This is a genomic window from Bacteroidota bacterium, assembly GCA_016706255.1.
Lineage (GTDB): Bacteria > Bacteroidota > Bacteroidia > Chitinophagales > BACL12 > UBA7236.
On sequence record JADJJZ010000006.1, the window covers coordinates 498,757 to 517,537 of the forward strand.

Genomic DNA, 18,781 nt, shown 5'->3' on the forward strand with positions numbered 1-18,781 from the left:
ATAAATGACTTCAGTAATCGTTTTAGCAGCAGCAGGTATTGCGTCCATGTTTGTGGGTGTGTTTAATATTAAACGCCTTGCTTTACCGTTGGTTTTACTGGCATGTTTAGCCGCGCTCGGAATTATTATCATGCATTATAATGGTGGTTATGAAAACCTCATGCATAACATGCTGGCATTTGATGCTTATTCTTATGGCTTTAGTGTTATCATGATTCTGCTTACCATGGGCATTTTGGTAATCAGCAATTTTTATTACCGCAATAATATTGAACACTTAAGCGATATCTATGCCTTGTTTATATTCTCATTAATTGGTGGTATTTTATTGTGTTCTTATAATAGTTTGGTGATGTTGTTTTTGGGCATCGAAATTTTAAGTATTCCATTATATATTCTTGCAGCAAGTAATCGTCGTAATTTATTCAGCAATGAAGCCGGTTTGAAATATTTTTTAATGGGTTCGTTCGCAAGTTGTTTTTTATTACTGGGAATTACCTTTATTTATGGAACGGCTCAAACATTTGATCTGCAACAAATTGCTGCTTATGTAAATGCCAACCCCGGAAATTTATCACCATTATTTGTAACAGGATGTGTGCTCATTTTAGGTGCATTTATATTTAAAATTTCTGCAGTGCCTTTTCATTTTTGGGCGCCCGATGTTTACCAGGGTTCACCAACGGTGGTAACAGCATTTATGGCTACTGTTGTAAAAACTGCAGCTTTTGGCGGATTAATTCGTTTTATAAACGGAACCATTTTTCCCGAAACAGCAATATGGACCGACATCTTAACCGTTGTTGCAATACTTACGCTGATAGGCGGAAATATTTTAGCTTTATATCAAACTAATTTAAAACGATTATTGGCTTATTCAGGTATTGCCAATGCAGGTTATATATTAGTTGCAGTAGCTACATTAAATGAAAATGCCTACACCTATATTTTATATTACCTCGCTGCTTACGGCGTGGGAAGTATGCTGGCGTTTACCGTTTATTTTATCGTTAAAGATCAAACCGGTGTGGATACTATTGCAGGCTTGCGTGGATTATTTGCAAAAAATAAATTCCTCGCTACCGTTTTGGCAATTGCCATGTTATCATTAGCAGGTATTCCACCACTGGCCGGATTTTTTGGTAAGTATGCCATCTTTGTAAATGCAATAGGTGCCAATGAAATTAAATTGGTTATTGTTGCCATTCTCACTTCATTAATAGGCGTTTATTATTATTTACGAGTAATGAGCACTGCCCTGTCTGCCGGCGATGAAATTCCGGAGCTCGACATTCATCTCAGCTATAAAATTGTACTAACCATTGGCGTTATTATTTTGCTGGCACTCGGTATAATGCCCGATTTGGTCTCGTCCATAATGGCTGCTATTCTGCAATTTTCCCCATGCACCAATTTATCAATATTTTACCCTGCAGCAACTAATGTTATTTAAATTCCATTAAAATAATGGTCACTAAGGGGGGCTAATCTTTCATAACAAACTTAATTTAATAATACTATATTTATAACCTCAAAAACAAATTTTATGAAAAAACTAATTCCATCTACCCTCGTTGTAATGCTCATCACAAGTATGGCATTAGCGTGCCAATCGTTTAGCGCGAGCAAATTAAACCCTGATTCAAAAGACTTCCCGATACAAGCATTTAATGCCGTTTCCGTGGGTGGTGCTTTTGAGGTGCAGTTTACACAAGGTGCTAATACTACTGCCCGTGCCGAAGGTAGTGCCGACGATCTCGCAAATGTGGTAATGGAAGTAAAAGATAATGAACTCACTATCTCCACAAAAAAGAATAGCAATATTAAACACGTAACTATTTATTTATCTACACCCGAATTAAATAAAATAGGTATTGCCGGAAGTGGAACTTTTAAAACATTGAATACTTTAACTACAAATAAAACTTTGCATGTTGAAATTGCAGGCTCAGGTACTATTACTGCTACAATTGATGCGCAAGATGTAGAAGCTGAAATTGCAGGCAGTGGTGATATCAATTTATTCGGAAAATCAACTAATTCAGATATCGAAATTGCAGGTAGCGGTAATTATAAAGCACAAGACTTAACTACAGGAAATGCTGATGTAGAAATTGCAGGTAGTGGAAGCGTTTACCTACAGGCATCAGGAAAATTAGATGCAGAAATTGCAGGCTCAGGTTCAGTTTATTATAAAGGTCAGCCGAGCGCAATTGACAAATCTGTTGCAGGTTCAGGAAGAATTAAACAAATGGATTAAATAAAGTTATAGTTATTAAAATATTTCAACCCGGTAAATATTATTAATTCCCTTATTTACTACCGAAAAAAATGTAGTTGAAATAATTAAATTCATATACCGATGCAAAAACCTTGCTTAAGTATATAATCCAAAATAAAAAATCGAATACTGCATGTAAGTATTCGATTTTTTAATTAAATAATTTGTCTGCAGTTGCTCTAGCCCGGATAGTAGTGAAAACTGCTTATGAGGCACGAATAAGCAGTTGCAACGAATAGCCGGAACGATTGTGCGGGTATAGAAAAAGTAGCTCGCTCCAAAAATAAAATATTGTATTAATTAGTTGAAGCAGTATTTTATCTCAAAATACTTCTGCCAATTACAATACGTTGCACTTCGCTGGTGCCTTCATAAATTTGTGTAATTTTTGCATCGCGCATTAAACGTTCAACGTGATATTCTTTCACATACCCGTAACCACCGTGAATTTGTACCGCTTCAACAGTAGTTTTCATAGCCACTTCACTTGCAAAAACTTTCGCCATACTTGATGCCAGATCATAATTTTCGTGCGCATCTTTTAATTGTGCCGCTTTATAAATTAATAAACGTGCAGCTTCAATTTCAGTTGCCATATCAGCAAGTTTAAATTGAATGGCTTGATGTTGTGCAATTTCTTTACCAAATGCTTTGCGCACTTTTGCATAATCTAACGATAATTCATAAGCACCTGCAGCAATACCTAAAGCTTGCGACGCAATACCAATACGACCACCACTTAATGTTTTCATGGCAAAAGTAAATCCGAAACCATCGTCGCCAATGCGATTTTCTTTTGGCACTTTTACATCATTAAATAATAAGGTATGTGTATCACTTGCTCTAATGCCTAATTTATCTTCTTTAGCCCCAACAATAAATCCGGGCATCTCTTTTTCTACGATTAAACAGTTAATGCCTTTATGACCTTTCGCAACATCTGTTTGTGCCATTACCAAATAAACACTTGCAGTGCCACCATTGGTAATCCAGTTTTTTGTTCCGTTTAATAAATAGTAATCACCTTTATCTTCTGCAGTGGTACGTTGCGAAGTTGCATCACTTCCCGCTTCCGGTTCGCTTAAACAAAAGGCACCAATTTTTTTACCCGATGCTAAATCCGGTAAATATTTTCTTTTTTGTTCCTCAGTTCCAAATTGTTCCAGTCCCCAGCATACCAGCGAATTATTTACACTCATAATTACCGAGCATGAGCTGTCAACTTTCGAAATTTCTTCCATCGCTAAAACATAACTCATGGTATCCATTCCACCGCCACCGTATTCGGGCGATACCATCATACCTAAAAATCCAAGCTCACCCATTTGTTTCACTTCCTCATACGGGTAACGCATCTCGCGGTCGCGATCAATTACGCCCGGTTTTAAAACATTCTGCGCAAAATCTCTTGCCGCTTGTTTAATCATGAGTTGTTCTTCTGTTAATTCGAAATGCATAAAATCTCAATTGTGGTTTAAAAAATAATAGTCAGCTATTTATTTTCTTTCGAGTATTAATGTTGTTGAATAATTATTTAAATAAGGCACTATAACAACCTGCCCGCCGGAGCTTTTCATAATATCTGCCCCAACAATATTTTCAGCAGTATAATCGCCACCTTTTACAAGGTAATCAGGTTTAATTGTTTTAATTAATTCATATGGTGTGTCTGCATCAAATAAAATAACCGCATCAACACCATGCATATTGGCAAGCATTAATGCGCGATCCTCTTCATTATTAATGGGTCTGTTTTCACCTTTTAATTTTTTAACCGATGCATCAGTATTTATGGCGACAATTACTGCAGCATTATATCCCAAATCGCCACATGCATTAATAATATGTGCATGACCTTTATGTAAAATATCAAAACAACCGTTGGTAAAAACAATCTTGCGGTTTTGAAATCGCCATACTGCGATTTGTTGTAACAAATCCTTTATTTGAAACAATTTATTTTGGGCAATTTCAGTTCGTTTCATCTGCGGTGGTTAAAGGTTTAACGCGGGATAAAAGTAATAATGAAATTACTCCAATAAAAATTATCATCACAGTTTGTGCACTCCAGGCCAGCCAGCTATAGCTAATGGCATAAGCTCGGTCTAAACCATACAGCGCCACAAGTGTTTCGGTAACAATTAGCTGATAAGCGCCAATACCACCCGGGGTGCTTATAATACCGATGGTGCCAAATACCAGCACCGCCAGCGCCTCAGTTAAACCGAGGTGCATGGTTTGTTCCAGGGCGTAAAAACACACCCAAACCATCGCAAAATAACACACCCAGATAAACACCGAATAAAAAATAAATAAGGGGAAATTTTTCAGATGACGCACAGCGTAAATACCATCACGCACATTCATAATCATAATACGCAGGCGCACATAAGCCTCTGTATGTTTAAAACGACGAATTAAAAAATAAGTCACCAAACCCAATGCAATTGCACAACCCCCTAAAATGAGCAGCATATTTAAACCCGACGAAAATTTATCGCTGATTGGCGTAACTACCTTTTCAATAAAAAAACTATAAATCAGTGAAAACTGAACCAAAAACATTAAAATAATTACCAAAATAAGGCAAAGTAAATCCACAGCCCGCTCCACTACAATTGTTCCCAGTCCTTTTTCTACCGGAACCTTTTCATAACGTTGTAAAATTCCGCAGCGGGTAACCTCGCCAATATATGAAACGGCCATTTTGGTGAGGTAAGCCACCATAACAGCATAAAAAGTAGTTGAAATACGCGGATTATAACCCATCGGCTGCATCATCATTTTCCAGCGCAGGGCACGCACATAATGACTTAAAATACCAATCGCAATCGATAGCCCCACCCACCAGTAATTGGCATTGCGAAATGAGTTGCGCACTTCCAGTTTTTGCTCGGCGGTAAGGTCTTTAGTGATATACCAAATAAGCAATAAACCGATACCCAGAAAAACAACAAATTTTAAAATATTAAAAAACAGTTTCCGGTTGAGCATCAGCGCAAGGAGTTTGTTTTACTATCCGGAAAAATCACCGTTGGGACAAATTTTTTCGCTTCCTCAAAATCCATCGAGGCATAGGCACAAATAATCACAACATCTTCAGGTTCCACTTTTCTGGCGGCAGGCCCGTTCAAACAAATTGTGCCCGAACCGCGTTCACCTTTAATAATGTAGGTCTCCAAACGCTCGCCATTCGCCACATTCAGCACCTGCACCTTTTCATTTTCAATCATGTTTGCCGCATCCATCAAATCCTCATCAATTGTAATGCTGCCAATATAATTCAAATTAGCCTCCGTAACCCGAACCCTGTGGATCTTGCTTTTCAAAATTTCTATACGCATAGCGAGTGCAAAGGTAGGGGTTTTTAGTAATATCGACCACCGCTATGCACGGTCTCCGACCACCCGCTATGCTTGGTCTCCGACCATGCATCAGAATCCGGGTCACCGACCCACTAAAAACAGAAAAGTAGTTGTTTATCCATATTTGGAGCATCACCATCCCCCACGCCAACAAAATCCCTTCCGGTGCTCCGCTCCAAGTCCTCGTCGCCTCCACTGCGTTCCGGCTCCTGCGGGCTTTCCGCTACGCCCCGGGCTAGGTCACCTTTTTCAGTTGCTATCACAAAAACGATTTGTAAAAATTTAAGTAAAAAGTGACATTCAAATTATGGGAAAAAAATAAAAATTATGGCTTGTAGGCATTTAAATTTAGAAAAAATGATATTTGAATTATCCAAAAATGTGACATTTTGTTTTTTCCTCAAAAATGCGTTTAACAACAAAAATGATTTAATTGTGCTACCTTAAATTTGATAAATGAAAAAGAATCTACAATCTGTTTACTGTGGTATAATTGCCCCAATAATTTTTGTGTTAATTTTTACAATTGAAGGTGCTTTTCGCGATAATTATTCACCAATAAAAAATTTTATTAGCGAATTATCCCTCGGAGAAAGAGGTTGGATTCAAATTGTCAATTTTTTAATATTTGGCTTTTTATTGTTTGTATTTAGTTTTCAATTAATAATCGATTTTCGCAAAACCAAGTTATCGGTTGCAGGGCCGGTTTTGCTTTTGATTCTCTCCGTTTGTTTCTTTTTTTCCGGCCCGTTTGTAACCGACCCCAATACAATATTTGCAGATCAAAAAAGTATTCATGGGATAATCCATGGTGTTTTAGGAGGGTTAGTATTTTTAATTATTCCAATAAGTTTGTGGGTGTTTCTAAAACTATTCAAAAAAATAGCATATTTAAATCCATTAAAAAACGTAACCCTCTTTTTTGCTATAACTTCAACAATATTTTTTATCTGCTTTACCTATGTAACCAAAGTTCCTGCAGCGCAAAATATTTTTTCAAACTGTAATGGCCTGTTTCAACGCTTTGCATTAATTCCTTTTATGGTTTGGGTTGTTTATTTTGCCTACTTTATAAAAAATAAAATGTCCCGCTATGCATGGTCTCCGACCATACATCCGAACAGCGGCCTCCCGACCGCTAAAATTAAATTTGATAAATAAATTTCATTATTTTTAAAAAAAGCATGAAACACTATGGTTGATCCAAACATTGTATTCCCGATACTTGAGCTTACCGACTGGGTTTTCGAAGGTGAATGTGTTTATGAACTAGAAACTAAATGGGGTGGCCCATTTTATATAAAGGAAAATGAATTAGAAAAACATTTACAACGATTAATTATCGATAGTGAAGGAAAGGTTTTAAAAGTCACTTTTGAAAAAATAATCAGTAGAGAAACTACTATTTTTTCATTTTTTATGCCAACAAAAAACCTTATGGAATTGAATTTGGAATTAACTGATAGAAAAATGACTTTAGATGAAGTTAAACGAAAAATCATCTCCAATACCGAAAAAAATTTTATTATAAAACGTTATAAAGAAATTTCTGAAGCTGATTTTAATAATAAACTACGTGCAGCACCAAATTTTGTGAAATTATTCGAAATCGCATCAATGGAGGATGAATAAATAGCATTAAAAGCTATGCATGGTCTCCGACCATGCATCCGAACCGCGGTCTCCCGACCGCTAGCTCCAATTCAACATATTCAAAATAAAACCGCTAATTTGCAATCCCAATAACCCAAATAAAACCACCTCAATGCAAACCAACGACACAAAAATCAGCAAATTTCTAAGCCTGGTTTTACGACATCAACCCGAATTAATCGGTCTTCAACTCGACCAAAATGGCTGGGCAGATGTAGCAGTATTAATTGAAAAAGTAAATGCGCATGGCATTAAAATCGACCAAACAATTTTAAACCATATTGTTGCAACAAATCCCAAAAAGCGATTTGCTTTTAACGATACACAAGATAAAATTCGTGCAAGTCAGGGCCATTCCATAGAAATAGAATTAGGATATACCAATCAGCAACCACCCGAAATATTATATCATGGAACAGGTGAAAAATCTGTCGCTTCAATTTTACAATCCGGCCTTGAAAAGCGCAACCGTCAACACGTCCATTTAAGCGCCGATATCACCACCGCCATCAAAGTCGGACAACGCCACGGAAAACCAAAAATATTCAAAGTGTTTGCCCAACAAATGTTCAACGACAACTACATTTTCTACATTTCAGACAACGGCGTATGGCTAACAGATAATGTGCCTGTCAGGTATTTACAAATTAATGATGAATAAAAACGCACTTCCACACAACCTAATTGTAATTTATAACACCTTTAAAATCGCATAATATCAAAACCTAAACAATGAAATTAACTGTACAAATCACGCGTCAGGAGTATTATGAATTTACCAAGTACCATTTTTATCATACGCAGTTTAAAAAAAATGTAATATCAATGGTAATTATGGTTGCGGTACTCGAGATAGTATTAAGTCTAAATGGGTTTAATTTGTTTGCAACCATCATTTCAGTAATTGGTGCCGGCTTGTTTTATTATTTTGCAATTTCCAGAATTTTAAAAAGAGCTAAAAATGTTCCCGACAATGATGGAGCAATTTTGGGTGAAAATGTGTATACATTTAACGAAGAACAAATTCTGTTTAATTCCCAAAACTCAGAAGCTGTGCATCGCTGGCAGGTTATTAAAAGTTTCAAAGAAGCCGCCAAAGCATATTATTTGTTTATGGATTCCAACATGGCAATAGTAATCCCAAAACGCGTATTTAGCAACCCAGAGGAAGAAACTGAATTTAAAGCATTGGTTCAACGAAAATTACTATCAAATTTACAAACCCCATAAATAAAATAAATAACCCGCTATGCATGGTCTCCGACCATGCATCCGAACCCGGGTCTCCCGACCCTTAGCTCCTCACAAAAATGCTAATTAAAACCACCCACGCCGCCTACATTTTCACACTCAGCATACTCTTATATGCCCTTGGACTATATTATTACCACGGCTTTAGTAATTATTTCTTAATAATTCCCGGATGGCATATACAATTTAATAATACGTATTTGTACATCGCTTGCAGTATACTTGGTATTCTAAATATTTTGTTATACAAACAACTCTCAAAACGAAGTCCCACAATTAAAGTTTACAAGCTAATATTACATATTTTACTTACTGTCCCACTTTGGATGTTATGTCAGTATTTGCAAATTTCTGTATTGCAAAATCAATTTATGGACTATGTGCGTGAAGGCCAATTGGGAAATTATTATTTAAAAACATTTTTTTATTCAATGATTTTGATAGTTGTAATTCAAATTTATTATTGGTATAACTTATTTAAAACTACCCATTCAAATACCGGCGCTAAATAATTTTTAATTTATTTAAACAGGTGATGCTATGCATGGTCTCCGACCATGCATCCGAACCGCGGTCTCCCGACCGTTAGGCAAATTACATTCAAATGCTTAAAATTAGAATTATTGCACTCCCCATCATCCCTACTGCAACACTAAATCAAAATAATAAACCTTTTCTCCTGATATCATTCTAAGTAAATAATATCCTTTTGCAAATTTCGAAAAGTCCAATATAATTAAGTTATGGAAATCAAAATTGGTTTCCCACACTATCCCTTGAAACGATAACATTTCAAGATGAGCTTCCGGCAGGTATAATTCATTTTTCGACTCAATTTGCACAACACCAAATGAGGGATTGGGATATAATATTAACGCGTCAGTTAATAATCTACAATCGGTTACTACAACAGTGTCACTTAATATTTTGCATAGCGTAGTGCTGGTCACATAATAACGACCTGTATCCTGAATGATTATTTCCTGCGTGGTTGCACCTGTATTCCATAAATAGTTGGATAAAACACCTGCATTTAATACAGCAGTATAATTTCCTGTTTCACATAAATCAATTGAATCACCTAAATCAATAACGGCATCTTTATAAGCATCCTCATAAATGGTTACATAATCAAAAAAATCATAACAAGGAACTGAATAATGAACGCTATATGTGCCTGGTTGTAAAATCGAAACAGATTGTGTGGTATCTCCGGTACTCCACAAATAATGTTCCATATTGGCAGGGGCAGTTAATGTAATCGGTTCATTAGTTGCACAAAATACAATATCATTGAAATCGAAAAATAAAATACTGTCGGGCGGAAGTGGTGGCGCAATTACATTAAACGAATCAATATAGGTATTACACTTTAAGCGGCTTGTTAAAATAGTGGTGCCGTTTTCAAATATTTCAGCAGATGCAGTTGTGTATCCATTACTCCATAAATAGGTTTCATAAACTGCAGGACTATATAATGTTATTGGTAGCTCGTCGTTACAAATTGAGGTGTCCATTGCAGATGTAAAAACGGAATCTACATGTTCTGATACATAGGTACTATCAGCAACAATTTGGAACCCATTATCATATTGCAACCAGTATAACCCTGCATCGGTTATATGAATTGTTTTACCGGTTTCGCCGGTACTCCATAAGTAGTTGCCTTCGCCAAGATTTATATCCAGCACAAGTGTATCATTTTCACAAATCATGGTATCCTGCAAAAAATGTTGTGGTGCATGTGTTAAAGAAACATCATCAATAAAAAAATACGATTTCCAATGTTCTATACAGGGGCAATATTCATCGGGTAAAAAAAGGGTATCTGTTGTTTCATCCGGTTTAAAGTTGCCAATGGTCATCCACTTTTCGCCACCTGTTGCTAAATAATATCCATTCATTTGGTTCCAGGTACCGGGGTTTAAAATGTAATTGCCATCTAAATTGGAAAGATGTGCATCAACGCCCAGTGTATCACTTTCGGCAAAATCGGTAATTCTGTTTTTAGAAAAATAAACACCGATGTCATCGCTGGTAAAAAATTTTGTTGTCTCCCAAAAAATATCCAATTGGCGCATAGCAGTTGCCAGCCATGTTTCAAAATAATAAAATTCACCGGCAACCAACGAATCGGTTAACTGCACCTGAATATATTCTCTATGGCTTGCCTGGTCAGAAATAATCGTTAAGCCGACATAGGCATTCCCACTGTGAGTTGGTTGATTCTCAGTGTACATGTTAAATGGTATGTATACCATTGAGTCAAACGTTAAGCCATCACAAACATTAAAATAATCCGGACTGCCATCAGTGGCTGCATGCCAATCTGCTATAAATGTGTTAGAAACCTGAAATATTGTAGCTGTGTCATAGGGACAATAATCATGCAACTCAAAACTTGGATTTGGGACCAAATTTTGAGCCCTTACACTTAAGTGCAAAACAGTAATGCAACAGAGCATAAAAACGAAACGGGGCATATTTCAAATTTACAGTTTTTCCGTTTATAAGTATAATTTGAAGTCAATTTTTTGCACTTTGGAGCTGCTCAGAGCCAATGGCACAGCTAAAAGTTGCAATTCATAAATCAAAATGGGTAGATTTGAATGCAGTTATTTTAAACATGCAAAAAAACAATATGTCTAAAGTCCTCCAAAACCTGATTGAAGCTGAACAAAAAGCCGAACAACTTTTTGATGCAATATCAGCACGCAATTTAATTACCCCCGGTAAAACCGAACAACAATTAAATACCGAAATATTTAATCTCGCAAATGAATTATTCGGCATCGAAAAATATTGGCATAAACGAATTGTGCGCGCAGGAAAAAATACACTGGTTCCATATGATGAAAATCCACCTGATTTAACCATACAAGATGATGATATTTTATTTCTCGACTTCGGGCCCATTTTCGAAGAATGGGAAGCCGATTTTGGAAGAACATTTGTAATTGGTAATGACCCGCTGAAAATGAAATTAAAACAGGACATTGAAAAAGCATGGTATGAAGCTAAAAATTGGTATTTGCAACATAACAGTTTAACCGGCGCCGATTTTCATGCATACATCTGCAACCTCGCAAAAATATATGGCTGGGAATATGGCGGACAACTTGCAGGTCACCTTATCGGACATTTTCCGCATGAACGACTCGAACCTCAAAATTATGGTTTATACGTCCACCCCGGCAACCCAAACGATATGTTTTTACCCGATGCAAACGGCAACAAACGCCATTGGATTTTAGAAATCCATTTCATTGACCGGGAAAAAGAAATTGGCGGATTTTTTGAGCAATTGATGGTGTAAATCTGTCAACTTGTTTAGTATATCATTCTTGTATATTTTACTCTGTAAATACAATATAAATTCATTAATAATTAACATGTGTGTTCTTGTTTCCATTGGTATAGCAGAGCTCGTAAAATTAAAAATGAATTAGTAGTTGTATTGTTTTCTGATGACTAATATATTTTATCAGTAACTCAAGTATGAATTTTTGAATAAAGTAACTTCGCCATTTATTGCTAATTAAAGCCAATATATTATTAAACCTATTAAATTGTCAAAATTTATAATACCCGATTAATGTGCTCTTCGTTTTCCAAATCGCTTTTTTCAAGGTGCATTACCTGCTCTATTTGTTTATCAATGTTTACAAATTGTAGCACAAACCACGCTAATGCAATAATACCTGCGAATGCAAGTAGTGAAATTTGCCAGTTAAAATTTTCTGTCATTGGTCCTATAAATGTAGCAAATGTCATTTGCCCCATATTGGCAATAGTCATATATAATGTAAACTGGCTCGCTGAAATCTTTTTCCAGCAGCATTGCATAGCAACAGCATAAACGGCTATACAGTTTAACGTAAAAATTATATTTTGTGCAATCATAAAAGCCAATATAAAACTTTTATCTGACCAATACACTTTAGAAAATGATAAAATGGAAACGAAAAGTATAAAACAAAAAAAGTAAATATTGATCATTTTCTTTTTGCCATATCTATCTATAAGAATTCCGCCAATGACCATTCCCAAAATTCCACCAATGAGTTTTGCAGAAGCGTAATAATTAGAATATTCAACATTTGTCCACCCCAATTCTTTAACAGTAAAAATAGGAAGTAAAGTGCCCATATATTTTGAACCTCCCTGACAAATAAATAACATCAAGGCAATGAGTAAAGAATTACGTAATGTAAATACTTTAAATAAAGATTTGAAAATGGCCCGCCAGTCATTCAGTTGCAAATTTTGCGTATCCGATGAAGGTTTACCTTTTGACCATGGGGCTAATTTTTCACCATTTCTTTCCCTTAAAAATGCAGGAACTAACATGATAACTCCGATTGCAACTGCCACTGTAAGCATTGCAGTCTTAAAGTCATATATATTTAAAATTAAACTACATGCTGCAAGTGAAACCGATAAGCCAATCACTTTTGAACCCCACATTAAACCATTGGCTTTTGCCTGTTGGTCTCCCGGAATTAAATCAACTGCCATGCCATCCGTAGCAATATCCTGAAAAGCACCAAAGCAGGAAACAAAAAATGCGGCTATCATTAATTGATTTAAGTTGTTTAAAGGATCCGGAACATACGCCATATAAATACAACTGAGCACCAAACCCAGTTGCCCCAAAAGCACCCACGGTCGTTTTCTTCCCATCGGTAAATAAGTATATCGATCCATCATTGGTGCCGCAATAAATTTAAAACTCCATGGCAAAACAATTATGATAGCAAATGCAGAAATTTCGCCAGGCGTTTTCCCGTTCATAGCCATCCACGCAGGTATACCCAAAGCAAGCATTCCTTCAGGCACACCCTGAGCAAAATACAAGGCTATAAAATTGAAATATCGCAGTAATTTATTTTCAGCGAGCGCCGGTAAAATCCTATTTTTCCTTTGCTGAATTGTCAAAGTTGTTTGCATGATATTCTTGTTAAGAGCTTGAAAGAGGGAAGAGCAATAAATTATTACTCTTCCCATTTGAAATGGTTTTAATTAACTAAAGTGGCTGTATTATTTTGAGCCTAAATCTTTCTTCACAAAAAGCAATTCACTCCAGCTTTGCTCAAGATATTCTGCAAGGTCTTTCTGATATTGCGCATAGGATCCTTGTCCGTTTACTTCTTCATACGCATCTTTAAATGGTTTGCGGAAACCGGGAGTTTTTTCTTTTAAACCTTCTTTATACCTTGTCACAATTAAATAATGAAATTGCCCTGACGAGTTTGATTTATACACAGCAACCGAAACCCCGGACGCTTCCCAAGTTTTTTGTAATCTTTTAATCATGAGTACCACATTATCGTTTTGACCCATTTTCGGATACACATGTGTAATATTTATTTTATCTGTAACATCACCTATCGCAACTGAACTTAGTGAATCAATAAATTCATAGTAGCCTGCCGATTGTTTGTCGGTTAAATAAATTGCAACGTTTTTGTTCCAATCTTCCATATGGGCAGCACCAAGGTCGCCTCTGGAATCTTCACTTTCCCATGTTTTTGGTCCTTCAGTAATTTGATATCCACCCATATCAGGACCTGTTTGAATTGCAAAAACCCTCCAGGCAGCATCACCTGAATGATATTTTTGAGCATGATTGGCAAGTGCGCGCTCAAATTCGCTTACCTTATCAATTTTTGGAAATACCCGGTGTGTAGATATTACATTTTTGGTTTGTGCCATACTCCAAAGTGGCATTACCATAATAAGCAGCATAAAAGCAAGTGGCTTTAGGTTTAATTTGATTTTCATTTTCTTTTGATTTTGTGGTTAATTATTATTTTAGAAATCATAAATTATTCCAGCAAAATTCCACCATACACGCATTTTTCATGCGCATAGATTAACCAAAAAACCGAATTTTTCATGCAAAGAATAGGACAAATGGCCCAACTATAGGACAAAATCACCATACTTTAAATCAATTGCCAATTTTGTAGTCAGGAAGTGTAAATAATTGCGTTTTGAATTTACCTTTATTGGCAAATCTTTCTGCTTTATATGAAAGTCATCCTGTTTTTAACCCTTTTGCTCGGTTGTTTTTTAATGCCTGTGCATGCACAGCTTAAATATGATTGGCTTACAACCTCGGATGGCTTATCACAGGGGTACATTCATGATATTATTCAGGATAGGGATGGTTTTATGTGGTTCGGAACTAAGGATGGACTCAACCGCTACGATGGATACACTTTTAAAGAATACACCTATAATATATATGACCCCAATTCAATAAGCAACAACACCGTGCATCATTTATATGAAGACAGCAAAGGGAGAATTTGGGCTATAACGGATAATGGAATAAATATTTATGATAAAAACAGGGATAGTTTTCGACGCATTATGCACGACCCCAAAAATGAAAATAGCCTTGCCGATGATAAAATCTCATTACCGATTATTGAATTAAATGATGGGCGTTTTTTAGTAATGCCTGAAGAAGAAAGTATTCATCTTATAACCTTACCTGACGATTTCTTTGAAAAAGACCTGGACCCGGAAATTGTTCGTTTGAAAACACCTGAAGTGCACAATGCTTCACATTTATATAAAGATAAACATGGAAAAGTATGGCTTATTGCAGATGGCATCTTGTATGAATTTATTCCGGGCACCAGTTCACTAATCCGGAGAAAAGAAAATATGAATTTTGGTCAATCCTATACTGATGAAACAGGTGAAGTTTGGATTAACGATATGTTTTTCAGTAAAATTGAAGACACGGAATTATATTCTTTATTTTCAAAAAATATAGCTAAAGGGCACGGTACATTTTTCTTGCTTGAAGCAGATAAAAACAGATTGTGGCTGGGCATTACTGATTCAGCCAAATTAGAAATTTATGATACTAAAAACTGGACGAAAGGCAAGCCGCTTGATCCGGAAAAATGCCGCGTTTATAGTTTTTCGGATATAACACCTACAAAATTTTATAAGGACCGTTCAGGCATTGTGTGGGTAGGTACGAATGGTTATGGTGTTAGAAAATATACAACCGATGCCGAACAATTTAATCATATCGGATCCGGATTCAGTGTTCGCAAAATACTGGAATTGCAAAATGATCAGCTTTATGCTGTCGGTTGGGGAGGAGTTAAAAAGTTTGATGCCCACCTAAAAACAATTACAGAAGATAAAGACAAATTTCTCTTCGACAATTATGAATTTATTGCTGGAAATGATAGAACAATTTGGGGCTTACGCAAAAAAAGGGGTGGCCCAAATGGAAGTGTTGTGGATGTAATTGAGCACATAAACCCTGTAACAGGAGCTGTTGAAATTTATAAGATTAATGCCGAGATATCGAAATTACTCAGTGAACCGAAAATAGAAGATAGGAAAGGGTATATCTGGTTTATTGGTTTTGGCGGAACCATATATGTATTAGATCCTAAAACTGGAGAAGGTAAAATTGTTTCCATAAATACGAATCTTATTAATCCAATGCTTAAAGGTGCACAAATAACTGCGTTATATGAGGATGTGCAGGGCACTGTGTGGGCAGGAACTGAAACAGGTCTGGCAAAAATTAACTTTGAATTTAACGCGCCTTCTAAAACTCAGGTAAGATGGTATAATACCAATCCTGATGATATTAAAGCCTTAAGCTATAGCCACGTTTCTAGTATTATGGATGACCCCGCTGATAAAAATATTTTATGGGTTGCTACAAAAGGTGGTGGATTAAACAGGTTAGATAAACGCTCAAATACATTTTTCCATATTACTACTAAAGAAGGTTTGTGTAATAATGTGGTGTATGGAATTTTATCGGATGCAGAAGGTAATATCTGGGGGAGTACCAATAATGGAATTTTTTGTTTGCTGATGAATGCAAATAAAGTAAGTAATGGCTGGCAATTCAGACATTTCACCAAAGCTGCGGGACTACAGGAAGATGAATTTAATACCCACGCTTACACCAAACTCGATAATGGGTATTTAGCTTTTGGTGGTGTAAATGGATTAAATATTTTTGATCCTGCTGTTGTATTGCGGAAAGGATTTATACCAAACGTTTTTATTACAAAAATACTGCTAGGTAACAATGAAATTTTACCTGACGACGAAAGCGGAGTTATGCAGCAAAGTATAGAATTTGTGCATGGCATTACACTCAACTATAAACAGGATATTATAACACTTGAATTTTCATCGCTTGATTTTACTGCTCCTGGTCAAAATAAATACAGGTATAAATTAGAAGGTATAGATGAAGGCTGGGTGGAAAGCGGTGACCGACGAACAGCAACCTATGTGCATCTGCCGTCAGGAAATTACACGTTTAAGTTGCAGGGAAGTAACAGTAAAGGTGAATGGAGCAGTAAAATTGTGGAATTAGATGTTATAATTCTGCCACCCTGGTGGCGAACATGGTGGGCTTATACTTTTTATATTTTAGTAGTTGCAATAGGCATTGGAAGTTATTTTAAATTCAGATTAAATAAAGCAAAATTAAAAGCACAATTAAATTTTGAACAGCAGGAAGCCATAAGAATTAAAGAATTAGATGTCGTAAAAACACAGCTCTACACAAATATTACACATGAATTTCGAACACCGCTCACCGTTATTCTGGGTATGGCGAACCAGGTTAAAAATGATCCTGATAAATTTTTAGATAAAGGTGTGGACATGATTCTTCGAAATGGAGAAAATTTATTGAAGTTAGTAAATGAAATGCTGGATCTTTCGAAATTGGAAAGCGGAAAAATGATTTTAAACTTGCGCGATGGCGATTTTATTGCTTATTTAAGATATATCGTAGAGTCTTTTCAATCCCTGGCATCAGCTCAGCAAAAACAATTTCACTTTTTAGCAAATGCAGATGAACTGCAGGTAGTTTTTGATGCAGAAAAAACAAGACAAATAATTACAAATTTGTTTTCAAATGCATTGAAATTTACACCCGAATATGGCAATATTTATGTGAGTGTTTCTTATGAACCAATTAGCAGTAGTAATATGGTTGAAGTGGAAATAAAAGTTAAAGACACGGGCATCGGTATTCCTGAAAATCTAATTCCACATATTTTCGACCGCTTTACACAATTAGATAACAGTCACACACGAAAAGCAGAAGGTACAGGCATCGGACTTGCTCTTACGAAGGAATTAATAAAATTAATGAATGGTACCATTGGTGTAAAAAGCCCGCCGGTTGGTGCAAGTAAGGGGACAGAATTTATTATCCGAATCCCTATGACTAAATCAGATTTAATTGATGCGTCAATTAATTTAATACCTGAGCACGATGAAAAAAATGTAAAGGTTAATATTGAGGAAAAATTAAAAATAAATTATGTAAATGAAACCATAAGCCACAGCACTATCCCTTTAATTTTGCTAGTGGAAGATAATGAGGATGTGGTGGGCTATACTGCCGGATGTTTGACCGATTACAGATTGTTGGTTGGAAGAGATGGGAGAGAAGGTTTTGACATAGCAATTGAAAATATACCTGATATTATTATTACAGATGTTATGATGCCTTATGTTGATGGCTTTGAAATGGTGAAAAAACTGAGAATGGATGAGCGCACGAGTCATATTCCTATCATTATTTTAACTGCCAAAGCAGATATTCAAAGTAAGTTAGAAGGATTGGAAAGTGGAGCGGATGTGTATTTGCAAAAACCATTTCATAAAGAGGAGCTCTTATTGCGTATAAAAAAATTATTAGAGTTGCGCAAAAGCCTGCAACAGTATTACCGCAAACAAATAGGGATAACAACACCCGATGAAGATAACAAAAAAGAAAAACCGGAAACTAGTATTGAAGAAAAACCGGAGCATGAATTTGTAAAAAAGGTAAGGGAAATAATAGAAGCAAACTTTAATAACTATACATTCAGTGTTGAGCAATTATGCAAATTAATATTTATGAGCCACTCACAATTGCATCGTAAATTATATGCGCTCATCGATTGTTCTCCAAATAAATTTATACGAATTGTACGATTGAATAAATCAAAAGAATTGTTGACTGATCATTCATTGAGTATTGCTACTGTAGCTTTAGCATGTGGATATAATGACCCGGGATACTTTACCCGTGTATTTAAACAGGAATTTGGAATAACCCCCCAAGAGTGGCGACAAAGCAGTAGTGAATTTCAATCGAAGTAGATATTGTTGTGAGCGAATAGATAATGTACCAATTTCCGAATGTACCAATCGAACTGCCGATTTTGAG

Annotated in this window: 16 protein-coding genes; 9 read left to right on the forward strand and 7 right to left on the reverse strand. The window is 36.0% G+C overall.

Features of this window, described 5'->3' with window-relative positions; all coding sequences use genetic code 11:
• The first annotated feature begins 4 nt into the window (after positions 1–4).
• Positions 5–1,453, forward strand: coding sequence for an NADH-quinone oxidoreductase subunit N (locus IPI65_10800; protein MBK7442003.1), 1,449 nt, complete (start codon positions 5–7; stop codon positions 1,451–1,453).
• Between the two features lie 93 nt (positions 1,454–1,546).
• Positions 1,547–2,260 (forward strand): DUF2807 domain-containing protein, encoded by a 714-nt coding sequence (locus tag IPI65_10805; GenBank protein ID MBK7442004.1) that lies wholly within the window; start codon positions 1,547–1,549, stop codon positions 2,258–2,260.
• A 338-nt stretch (positions 2,261–2,598) separates the two neighbouring features.
• On the opposite strand, the gene IPI65_10810 is transcribed toward IPI65_10805, so the two are convergent.
• From IPI65_10810 to IPI65_10825, 4 genes are read right to left on the reverse strand one after another with little or no spacing between them, the layout of a single operon-like run.
• The gene (locus tag IPI65_10810) at positions 2,599–3,738 is read right to left on the reverse strand and encodes an acyl-CoA dehydrogenase (protein MBK7442005.1); all 1,140 of its coding nucleotides are present in this window, start codon (positions 3,736–3,738) and stop codon (positions 2,599–2,601) included.
• 39 nt (positions 3,739–3,777) lie between these two features.
• Entirely contained in the window at positions 3,778–4,266 is a 489-nt protein-coding gene (locus IPI65_10815) for an adenylyltransferase/cytidyltransferase family protein (protein ID MBK7442006.1), read from the reverse strand.
• Positions 4,253–5,275: a flippase-like domain-containing protein gene (locus IPI65_10820; protein ID MBK7442007.1), complete on the reverse strand. Its 1,023-nt coding sequence runs from the start codon at positions 5,273–5,275 to the stop codon at positions 4,253–4,255. Before IPI65_10820 ends, IPI65_10815 begins: the two co-directional genes overlap by 14 nt.
• The gene (locus IPI65_10825; protein ID MBK7442008.1) at positions 5,275–5,625 is read right to left on the reverse strand and encodes an aspartate 1-decarboxylase; all 351 of its coding nucleotides are present in this window, start codon (positions 5,623–5,625) and stop codon (positions 5,275–5,277) included. Before IPI65_10825 ends, IPI65_10820 begins: the two co-directional genes overlap by 1 nt.
• Before the next feature lie 477 nt (positions 5,626–6,102).
• On the opposite strand from IPI65_10825, the gene IPI65_10830 reads away from it, so the two are divergent.
• The 5 genes from IPI65_10830 to IPI65_10850 all read left to right on the forward strand — a co-directional run bounded on the left by IPI65_10830 (position 6,103) and on the right by IPI65_10850 (position 9,062).
• Entirely contained in the window at positions 6,103–6,807 is a 705-nt protein-coding gene (locus IPI65_10830) for a DUF998 domain-containing protein (protein MBK7442009.1), read from the forward strand.
• 33 nt (positions 6,808–6,840) lie between these two features.
• Positions 6,841–7,278: a hypothetical protein gene (locus tag IPI65_10835; GenBank protein ID MBK7442010.1), complete on the forward strand. Its 438-nt coding sequence runs from the start codon at positions 6,841–6,843 to the stop codon at positions 7,276–7,278.
• Positions 7,279–7,411: 133 nt separating this feature from the next.
• The gene (locus IPI65_10840; protein MBK7442011.1) at positions 7,412–7,960 is read left to right on the forward strand and encodes an RNA 2'-phosphotransferase; all 549 of its coding nucleotides are present in this window, start codon (positions 7,412–7,414) and stop codon (positions 7,958–7,960) included.
• Positions 7,961–8,031: 71 nt separating this feature from the next.
• Positions 8,032–8,529 (forward strand): YcxB family protein, encoded by a 498-nt coding sequence (locus tag IPI65_10845; protein ID MBK7442012.1) that lies wholly within the window; start codon positions 8,032–8,034, stop codon positions 8,527–8,529.
• An 80-nt stretch (positions 8,530–8,609) separates the two neighbouring features.
• Positions 8,610–9,062 (forward strand): hypothetical protein, encoded by a 453-nt coding sequence (locus IPI65_10850; GenBank protein MBK7442013.1) that lies wholly within the window; start codon positions 8,610–8,612, stop codon positions 9,060–9,062.
• A gap of 129 nt (positions 9,063–9,191) precedes the next feature.
• Here the strand turns inward: IPI65_10850 and IPI65_10855 are convergent, their stop codons facing one another.
• Entirely contained in the window at positions 9,192–10,967 is a 1,776-nt protein-coding gene (locus IPI65_10855) for a hypothetical protein (protein MBK7442014.1), read from the reverse strand.
• 209 nt (positions 10,968–11,176) lie between these two features.
• Here IPI65_10855 and IPI65_10860 point away from each other — a divergent pair, with 209 nt between their 5' ends.
• Positions 11,177–11,866: an aminopeptidase P family protein gene (locus tag IPI65_10860; GenBank protein MBK7442015.1), complete on the forward strand. Its 690-nt coding sequence runs from the start codon at positions 11,177–11,179 to the stop codon at positions 11,864–11,866.
• A gap of 263 nt (positions 11,867–12,129) precedes the next feature.
• On the opposite strand, the gene IPI65_10865 is transcribed toward IPI65_10860, so the two are convergent.
• Together IPI65_10865 and IPI65_10870 are read right to left on the reverse strand one after the other, a co-directional pair.
• Entirely contained in the window at positions 12,130–13,500 is a 1,371-nt protein-coding gene (locus tag IPI65_10865) for an MFS transporter (GenBank protein ID MBK7442016.1), read from the reverse strand.
• A gap of 90 nt (positions 13,501–13,590) precedes the next feature.
• Positions 13,591–14,334 (reverse strand): hypothetical protein, encoded by a 744-nt coding sequence (locus IPI65_10870; protein MBK7442017.1) that lies wholly within the window; start codon positions 14,332–14,334, stop codon positions 13,591–13,593.
• A gap of 249 nt (positions 14,335–14,583) precedes the next feature.
• Here IPI65_10870 and IPI65_10875 point away from each other — a divergent pair, with 249 nt between their 5' ends.
• The gene (locus IPI65_10875; GenBank protein MBK7442018.1) at positions 14,584–18,714 is read left to right on the forward strand and encodes a helix-turn-helix domain-containing protein; all 4,131 of its coding nucleotides are present in this window, start codon (positions 14,584–14,586) and stop codon (positions 18,712–18,714) included.
• Positions 18,715–18,781 lie beyond the last annotated feature (67 nt).